A 9,293-nucleotide genomic window follows, 5' to 3' on the forward strand; every position below is an offset into this window, starting at 1 on the left:
TACTATGTCAGTTTTAAGCGGTAAAAGAATTTTGCTAGGTGTTTCTGGCGGAATTGCCGCCTATAAAACAGCGTCTTTAGTACGACTTTTTATAAAAGCAGGTGCACATGTACAAGTGATCATGACACCTGCTTCTAAGGATTTTGTAACTCCGCTTACATTATCTACTTTGTCCAAAAATCCGGTTTATTCTACTTTTTTTAATGAAGATGAAGAAGATGAAAAATGGAATAATCATGTGGAATTTGGTCTTTGGGCAGATTTAATGCTTGTTGCGCCTGCAACCGCCAATACCTTGTCTAAAATGGCAAATGGTACTTGCGATAATCTGCTAATTGCTACTTATCTTTCGGCAAAATGTCCTGTTTATTTTGCTCCGGCTATGGATTTGGATATGTACAAACATCCATCTACAATTGCTAGTTTTCAGGCCTTAGAACAATTCGGTAATATTATGATTCCTGCTGAAAGCGGTGAATTAGCCAGTGGTTTATCCGGAGAAGGACGAATGGCTGAGCCAGAAAATATCGTTGCTTTTCTCGAAGCTGATTTGGAAAGTAAATTGCCTCTAAAAGAAAAAAAAATCTTAATCACAGCCGGACCTACTTACGAAGCCATAGATCCGGTGCGTTTTATCGGAAATCATTCTTCCGGAAAAATGGGTTTTGATATTGCTAAGAGTGCTGCTAATCTTGGTGCTTCAGTAATTTTAGTTTCAGGACCTACGCATTGTGTGGTAAATCATGTTTTGATTCAGCTTGTCAAAGTTACTTCGGCTCAGGAAATGTATGATGCCTGTCATCAATATTATGCTGATGTTGATGTGGCTATTGCTGCCGCAGCAGTTGCGGATTATAGGCCAAAAAATGTAGCTAATCAGAAAATTAAAAAAGCGGCAGATAATTTTGTAATTGAACTCGAAAAAACAAAAGACATCCTGTCTTCATTGGGAGAAAATAAAAAACAGCAGTTTTTAATTGGTTTTGCTCTGGAAACAGAAAATGAAATTGAAAATGCAAAGGCGAAAATTCAGAAAAAAAACTTAGATTTGATTGTTTTAAATTCTTTGCAGGATGAAGGAGCCGGTTTTCAAAAAACAACCAACAAAGTTACTTTTATTGATAAAGATTTTAAGATAGAACCGATGGAATTAAAATCCAAAGAAGCGGTCGCTGATGATATTTTAAATAAAGTAATAGCGCATTTTTATGAATAAAATAATTGTCTTTTTTTTATTAGTAAGCTTTGGTTTTGTTCAGGCACAGCAATTAAATTGTACCGTTACGGTAAATGCTCAGAAAATGGGAAATCCCAATCAGCAGATTTATAAAACGCTGGAAACAACTCTGAACGAATTTGTAAACAAAACCGATTGGACAGGACAAACCCTGAAACCGCAGGAAAGAATTAACTGTTCGATGTATATTACCTTACTTTCGCACAGCTCTGATCAGTTTTCGGCTACGATTCAGGTGCAATCTTCACGTCCGGTTTTTAATTCGTCTTATGAAACTCCGGTTTTAAATATTAATGACAAAGATTTTAGTTTTACTTATACCGAGTTTGAAAATCTAGTTTTTAATGCCAATAATTTTCAGTCCAATTTAATTTCGGTGATTTCTTTTTACAGTTACGTAATAATAGGAATGGATCAGGATACTTTTGGGTTTAAATCCGGAGATGCTATTTTTCAGACTGCACAAACCATTGCTACTGTTGCTCAACAAAGCAGTTACAAAGGCTGGAGTCAATTGGATGGAAATCAAAATCGTTATTTTTTAATTAATGATTTGTTGTCGCCTACGTATGTGGAAATCCGAAAAACAATATTTGATTACCATCAGGGATTAGATATGATGACCGATAATTTAAAGTCGGCTAAGGAGAAAATGAAAACGGCTATTTTGGGTTTGAATAAATTGTATAATTCGAAACCTAATGCTTATTTAACCCGAATATTTTTTGATGCTAAATCCGATGAAGTAACTTCTGTTTTTTCGGGTGGACCAAGTATTGCAATTGCTGATTTGGTAGATAATTTAAACAAAATTTCGCCTATAAATTCAGGAAAATGGGCAACCTTAAAATTTTAATTCTTTTTACTACTTCATTAAACCTCATAAATAAATACGCTTAATGATTACTGCGCTATCTATAAAAAACTATGCTTTAATTGAGAGATTATCGATTGATTTTTCTAAAGGATTTTCGATTATTACGGGAGAAACCGGGGCAGGAAAATCGATTATTTTAGGTGCTTTAGGTTTGGTTTTAGGAAAGCGTGCCGATTTAACTTCCTTGAAAAACAAAGAAGAAAAATGTATTATCGAAGCACAATTTGATATTTCAAAATACAATTTGAAAGCTTTTTTTGAAGCAAATGATTTGGATTACGAAGAGGAAACGATTATTCGAAGAGAGATTCTGCCATCAGGGAAATCGCGAGCTTTTGTAAATGACAGTCCGGTAAATTTACAGGAATTGCAGGATTTAGGATTGTTTTTGATTGATATTCATTCGCAGCAACAAACCAGAGAACTTACCGATGAAAATGTTCAATTTGATATTATTGATGCTATTGCAGCCAATCAGGATGTGATTTTGGAGTATCAAGCTTTGTTAAAAAGCTATAAATCGGATAAGACGAAATTAAATTCGCTACTTAAAAAACTAAGCGAATCTAATAAAGAAAAGGAGTATCATGCTTTTTTACTAAATGAATTGCAGACGGCTCAGTTGAAATCCGGAGAGCAGGAGGAGTTGGAAAGTGTTTTTGAAAAGTTGAATAATGTAGAAAGCATTCGGGAAGCAATTGATAAATCGTTAGCGATTGCCAATGAGGAACAATTTGGGATTTTAAATAATCTGAAAGAGACTAAAAATGCGATTCAAAAAATAGCCGCTTTTGCTCCGGAATATCAGGAATTGCTGGAGCGAATTAATAGTTTGGCGATAGAATTTGATGATATTGCTGCCGAAATAAACCGTTGTTCAGAGCGAATTGTTTTTGATCCGGAACAATTGGAACAAACCAATCAAAAGTTGCAGCTGATTTATAATTTGCAGAAAAAACATCAGGTAGCCACAGTTGAAGAGCTGATCGAAATTCAATCGCAATTGGAAAGTGAAGTGCTTGAGTTGGGGAATATGGATGAAGCAATTGCTCTTTTGAATCAAACCATTGCGGAGAAAGTAGACGAATTAGATGCTTTGGCAACAACTATTCATAATAACAGAATTGAAGCCGTTCCAGTTTTATCGGAAAAAATGATAGCCATTTTGGCAACTTTAGGAATGCCTAATACGCGTTTTAATATTGATGTGCAGCAAACAGAAAGTTATTTTGCGAACGGAAAAGACGAATTACAATTTTTATTTTCTGCGAATAAAGGAACTGATTTTGGATTGCTGAAAAAAGTCGCTTCCGGTGGGGAAATGTCCCGAATTATGCTGGCTGTAAAAGCTATTTTGGCACAATATTCTAAATTACCAACCTTAATTTTTGACGAAATTGATACGGGAGTTTCGGGAGAAATTGCCATAAAAATGGGAGAGATTATGAAGGGGATGAGTCAGACGATGCAGATTTTTGCTATTACGCATTTACCGCAGATTGCCGCCAAAGGAGATGCTCATTTTAAAGTGTCTAAATCAACAGTTGATGAAGATACGCAGTCCGAATTGAGGTTATTGACAGAGGAAGAACGAGTAGTGGAAATTGCTCAAATGTTATCAGGAACTATTGTTTCTGATTCGGCTCTAAATCATGCAAAAGCCTTGTTGAACTAAAAAAATGCCCTATATTTGCCATCCAAAATGATGGCTTTTTCTGAAAAAGAAGTTGTTTTTACATTTATAAAATAGAAATAAAATATTGATACATTATGATCATAGAACCTAGAATGAGAGGATTTATTTGCTTGACGGCACACCCGGCCGGATGCGAGCAAAATGTTAAAAATCAAATTGAGTATGTTAAATCAAAAGGAGCTATCAATGGTGCTAAAAAAGTATTGGTAATTGGTGCTTCAACAGGTTTTGGTTTAGCTTCAAGGATTTCAAGTGCTTTTGGTTCTGATGCGGCAACAATTGGTGTTTTCTTTGAAAAACCTCCAATGCCAGGAAAAACGGCTTCTCCGGGTTGGTACAATTCGGCGGCTTTTGAAAAAGAGGCTCATAAAGCAGGTTTGTATGCAAAAAGTATCAATGGAGATGCTTTTTCTAACGAAGTTAAGCAACAAACGATCGAATTGATTAAAGCTGATTTAGGTCAGGTAGATTTAGTAATCTACAGTTTGGCTTCTCCGGTTCGTACTAATCCTAATACTGGAGTTACACACCGTTCGGTTTTGAAACCAATTGGGGCTACTTTTTCTAATAAAACAGTAGATTTTCACACTGGAAAAGTTTCTGAAGTTTCTATCGAACCATGTTCCGGTGATGATATCGAAAACACAATTGCTGTAATGGGAGGTGAAGACTGGGCAATGTGGATTGATGCTTTAAAAGCAGAAAATTTATTGGCTCCGGGAGCTACAACTGTGGCTTATTCTTATATCGGACCTGAAGTAACCGAAGCAGTTTACAGAAAAGGAACTATTGGTCGTGCTAAAGATCATTTAGAGTCAACTGCATTTACAATCTCTGACAGTTTAGCTGATATTAAAGGGAAAGCTTATGTTTCGGTAAACAAAGCGTTAGTAACTCAAGCTAGTTCGGCAATTCCGGTAATTCCGTTGTATATTTCTTTATTGTACAAAACAATGAAAGAAAAAGGAATTCACGAAGGTTGTATTGAGCAAATTCAACGTTTGTACCAACAAAGATTATTCAACGGAGCTGAAGTTCCTGTTGATGATAAAGGAAGAATCCGTATCGATGATTGGGAAATGCGTGAGGATGTTCAGGCTAATGTGGCTAAATTATGGACGGAGGCTACAACAGAAAACCTTGCTGAAATTGGAGACTTAGAAGGTTACCGTAAAGATTTTTATAACTTATTCGGTTTTGATTTGGCAGGAGTTGATTATAACGCGGATACTGACGAAATGGTTCAGGTTGAAAGTATTGCTGAGTAATAGTTTACAACGAAAAACTAAAAATCATAAATAATTAATACGCCTTAATTTTGAATGTATAAAATGCATTTGAAATTAAGGCGTATTGTTGTTTATAACCTATCTTTGTTAAAAAATTACATTTATATTGTACCATTAATACCTTTTTTAAGAATATGTATTTTTCTTTGATTATTCCTGTATATAATCGTCCGGACGAAGTGGATGAACTTTTAGAAAGTTTATCAAAATTAGATTATAAAGAGCCTTTTGAAGTGGTAATTGTGGAAGATGGTTCTTCCATTCGTTGTGAAGATGTTGTTCGTCAGTACCAAGACAAATTGTCGATTTCATATTATTACAAAGAAAATTCAGGCCCCGGAGATTCCCGAAATTATGGAATGAAAGTGGCTAAAGGAGAATATTTCATCATTTTTGACTCCGATTGTATCATTCCTTCGAAATATTTAACTGAGGTTGATAAGGCTTTAAAAGCCGATTATGTAGATTGTTTTGGTGGACCGGACAAGGCTTTGGATAGTTTTTCAAATATTCAAAAAGCCATCAATTTTGCAATGACTTCCTTTTTAACGACGGGAGGGATACGCGGTGGTTCGGAAAAAATCGGAAAATTTCAACCACGAAGTTTTAATATGGGAATTTCCCGAAAAGCTTTTGAAGCGTCTAAAGGATTCGGGAATATTCATCCGGGAGAAGATCCTGATTTGTCTATCCGATTGTGGAATTTAGGTTTCCAAACCCGACTTTTTTCAGATGCTTATGTGTATCACAAAAGAAGAATTGATTGGGATAAATTTTCGGTTCAGGTAAATAAATTTGGTAAAGCCAGACCAATTTTGAACAGTTGGTATCCGCAATACAGTAAACTAACGTTCTTTTTTCCAACAGTATTCATTATTGGATTGGCACTTTCTGTAGCTTTATTAGTGTTTACTTATGATTTTTTAGCTAAATTGTATTGTGTTTATTTCTTCATGATCTTTTTGGTTTCCAGTTATCAAAATCGAAGTTTAAAAATTGGTTATTTGTCGGTTACGGCAGTTTGGAAACAATTCTTAGGTTATGGAATGGGGTTTATGGAATCTTATTATAAAGTAATTATTTTAAAGCAAAAGCCGGAGGAAGCTTTCCCGAATTTATTTTTTAAAGTGTAATTATGGTTAAAGTTATTGGATTGACCGGTGGAATAGGAAGTGGAAAATCGACTATTGCTAAGTATTTAGTTTCATTGGGATATCCGGTTTATGTTGCTGATGATGCCGGTAGAAAAGTAATGCGGTTTCCGGAGGTCATTCAGGCTATTAAAGAAAAATTTGGAACAGCAATTTTTGACAATCAGCAATTGAACAGAGCAGCATTGGCTAAAATTGTTTTTGAGCATCCTGAAAAATTACAGGAACTGAATGCTATTGTACATCCGGCTGTTCGAAATGATTTTAAAAAATGGCTTGAAGAAAATCAGGATTCGCCTTATGTGTTTTACGAATCGGCAATTTTGTTTGAAAGTGGCAGCTATACTAATTTTGATAAAATAATAACCGTCACAGCGCCTTTGGAAACCAGAATTGACCGGGTTCTAAAAAGAGATTCAACAGACAGAGAGCAGCTTTTAAAAAGAATTAAAGCGCAATGGACGGATGAAGAACGTGTCGCCAAAAGTGATTTTGTTATTGAAAATTTGGATATTGATTTGGCAAAGTTAAAAATGGATGAATTTCTTAAAATTTTGACAATTAATTAATTCAAATAACAGATGTTAATGTTTGGTTAATGTATTATCAACCATAATGTTAAAATATTAATTTTGTTTTGATGAATAAATTATTTTTTAGATTTCTTGTTTTGCTGATGAGTTTGTCCCTGATAGGGATTATTCTTGTTCAGGTATATTGGTTCAATAGTTCGTTTAAGAATAACGATGAGCAGTTTGGGTACCATGTAAAACAGGTTATTGGTAATGTGGCTGAAAAACTGGAAAAACGTGAGGCTTTTAGTTTTTATAACAAGTATAATCATTATAAAGACAGTACAGGGAAAATTCCGGAAAGAAATGATTTATCTGAGTTTTATTATGTTCAAAAAAATCCAAAAACCAATAAAACGATCGTTTATTCGAACAGTATTATTTCTGAGGATTATAATATTTCGGCAGATTTATTTAGTAAGAAGTTTGGAAGTGAACGATTTAAAAATTTTAATTCCAGAAGAGTAACAGAGGTTTATAATAATAGTTCAATTGATAAACCGGGTTTGCAGCAAAGTATTGTTCCTGATGTAAAAATTGAAAAAGCCGGGAATTTAGATATTTTAGATAACGCTCAGTTTGAAATTTTTTTCAAAGACATTGCTTCAACAATGCCTTTGGAAGAGAGGGTTTCAAAAGAAACAGTTGAAAGTTTAATTAGAAAAGAATTAAAAGAATATGGTGTAAATACAAAGTTTGAATTTGGGATTTACAACGATGGGGTGGCAACCAAAATAAGATCGAATAATTTTAAATTTGATAAAGATGCTACTTATTCAATTTCGATTCTGGCTGATAATGAAGGGAATGAAAAATATAAGTTGTTAGTTACTTTTCCTCACAAAAAGAAATTTCTTTTGTCAGAATTAGTAAGTATTACAATCTTATCCATAATTTTTACGTTAATTATTTTAATTGCTTATACCAGCGCTTTAAACCAGTTGATTCGTCAGCGTCAGATTTCGGAAATTAAAACCGATTTTATCAATAATATGACGCATGAATTTAAAACACCAATTGCCACGATTAACCTGGCTTTAGATGCGATTAAAAATCCGAAAATTATTGAAGATAAGGAAAAAGTATATCGGTATTTACAGATGATTCGGGATGAAAATAAGCGAATGCATGCTCAGGTAGAGAATGTGTTGCGTATTTCGAAACTGGAGAAAAAAGAATTAGATATAGAAAAAGGTTCCAGCAATGTAGAAGAAGTGATTTATGATGCTATCGAACATGTGAATTTGATTTTACAGGATAGAGGCGGAATTATCAGAAATCATTTTGAAGCAGCCAGAACAACTGTTTTAATCAATGAAGTGCATTTTACAAATGTTGTGGTTAACATTTTAGAAAATGCAATTAAATATTCGCCGGAAGCACCTCAGATTGATATTTATACCGAGAATATTAAAGATATGATTTTGATAAAGGTAAAAGATCAGGGCTTAGGAATGAGTAAAGTGGCTCAGAAAAGAGTTTTTGAGAAATTTTATCGGGAGCATACCGGAGATTTACATAACGTTAAAGGGCATGGTTTGGGATTAGCTTATGTAAAAAGAATCGTTGAAGATCACAACGGACAAGTTTATGTTGAAAGTGAAAAGGGAAAAGGAAGTACCTTCATTATAAAATTACCTCTAATAAATTAGAATATGGAAAGTATAAATAAAAAAATTCTCTTAGTAGAAGACGATTTGAATTTTGGAGCTGTTCTTAAAGACTATTTGATGTTGAATGACTTTGATGTTACTTTGGCTAAGAACGGAATGGAAGGTTTTGAGAAATTTAAAAAAGATTCTTATGATTTGTGTATTCTGGATGTAATGATGCCTTATAAAGACGGATATACATTAGCTAAGGAAATAAGAGAGAAAAATGCCGAAGTGCCAATTATCTTTTTGACTGCCAAATCAATGAAAGAAGATGTTTTAAAAGGATATAAAGCCGGAGCGGATGATTACTTAAATAAACCTTTTGATTCAGAAGTTTTATTGATGAAAATCAAAGCTATTATCCAAAGAAAAGCTTCAGATGTGAAAGCAGAACAAGTTCCGTTCGAATTTACTATTGGTAAGTTTCATTTGAATTCTAAACTGAGATTCTTAAGTTTTGCAGGTGAAGAACCGGTAAAATTATCTCCAAAAGAGAACGAATTATTAAAAATGTTGATTCTTCACGAAAATGATTTGATGCCTAGAGAATTGGCACTGACTAAAATCTGGAGAGATGACAACTATTTTACTTCAAGAAGTATGGATGTTTACATTGCTAAATTGCGTAAATATTTAAAACAGGATGAAGATGTTGAAATCTTAAATATTCATGGAGAGGGTTTCCGTTTGGTGATTAAAAACAAAGCCTAAATAAATAAAAAGAAGCCGTCTCAAAACATAATTTGAGGCGGTTTTTTCATTTCAGTCTATTTGGTTTGATTTTTACTTCTGCTGAAAAAAACTAAAATTGTCCTT

General features: G+C 33.9%; 8 protein-coding genes. All 8 read left to right on the top strand.

The window, feature by feature from the left end:
- Positions 1-4: 4 nt before the first annotated feature.
- The 8 genes from coaBC to B6A10_RS13900 all read left to right on the top strand — a co-directional run bounded on the left by coaBC (position 5) and on the right by B6A10_RS13900 (position 9,188).
- Positions 5-1,216 (top strand): bifunctional phosphopantothenoylcysteine decarboxylase/phosphopantothenate--cysteine ligase CoaBC, encoded by a 1,212-nt coding sequence (gene coaBC, locus B6A10_RS13865; RefSeq protein ID WP_188221341.1) that lies wholly within the window; start codon positions 5-7, stop codon positions 1,214-1,216.
- The gene (porD, locus tag B6A10_RS13870; protein WP_188221342.1) at positions 1,209-2,093 is read left to right on the top strand and encodes a type IX secretion system protein PorD; all 885 of its coding nucleotides are present in this window, start codon (positions 1,209-1,211) and stop codon (positions 2,091-2,093) included. Before coaBC ends, porD begins: the two co-directional genes overlap by 8 nt.
- Positions 2,094-2,136: 43 nt before the next feature.
- On the top strand, positions 2,137-3,789 hold the full coding sequence (gene recN, locus B6A10_RS13875; protein WP_188221343.1) for a DNA repair protein RecN: 1,653 nt from the start codon (positions 2,137-2,139) through the stop codon (positions 3,787-3,789).
- Between the two features lie 95 nt (positions 3,790-3,884).
- On the top strand, positions 3,885-5,078 hold the full coding sequence (gene fabV, locus B6A10_RS13880) for an enoyl-ACP reductase FabV (RefSeq protein WP_188221344.1): 1,194 nt from the start codon (positions 3,885-3,887) through the stop codon (positions 5,076-5,078).
- Between the two features lie 155 nt (positions 5,079-5,233).
- Positions 5,234-6,232, top strand: a complete 999-nt coding sequence (locus tag B6A10_RS13885) for a glycosyltransferase (protein WP_188221345.1) — start codon at positions 5,234-5,236, stop codon at positions 6,230-6,232.
- A 2-nt stretch (positions 6,233-6,234) separates the two neighbouring features.
- Complete coding sequence (coaE, locus tag B6A10_RS13890; RefSeq protein ID WP_188221346.1) at positions 6,235-6,819, top strand: dephospho-CoA kinase; 585 nt, start codon at positions 6,235-6,237, stop codon at positions 6,817-6,819.
- Between the two features lie 71 nt (positions 6,820-6,890).
- The gene (locus tag B6A10_RS13895; protein WP_055092201.1) at positions 6,891-8,474 is read left to right on the top strand and encodes a sensor histidine kinase; all 1,584 of its coding nucleotides are present in this window, start codon (positions 6,891-6,893) and stop codon (positions 8,472-8,474) included.
- 3 nt (positions 8,475-8,477) lie between these two features.
- Complete coding sequence (locus B6A10_RS13900) at positions 8,478-9,188, top strand: response regulator transcription factor (protein WP_026715022.1); 711 nt, start codon at positions 8,478-8,480, stop codon at positions 9,186-9,188.
- Positions 9,189-9,293: the final 105 nt, after the last annotated feature.

The organism is Flavobacterium pokkalii (genome assembly GCF_014596575.1).
GTDB lineage: Bacteria > Bacteroidota > Bacteroidia > Flavobacteriales > Flavobacteriaceae > Flavobacterium > Flavobacterium pokkalii.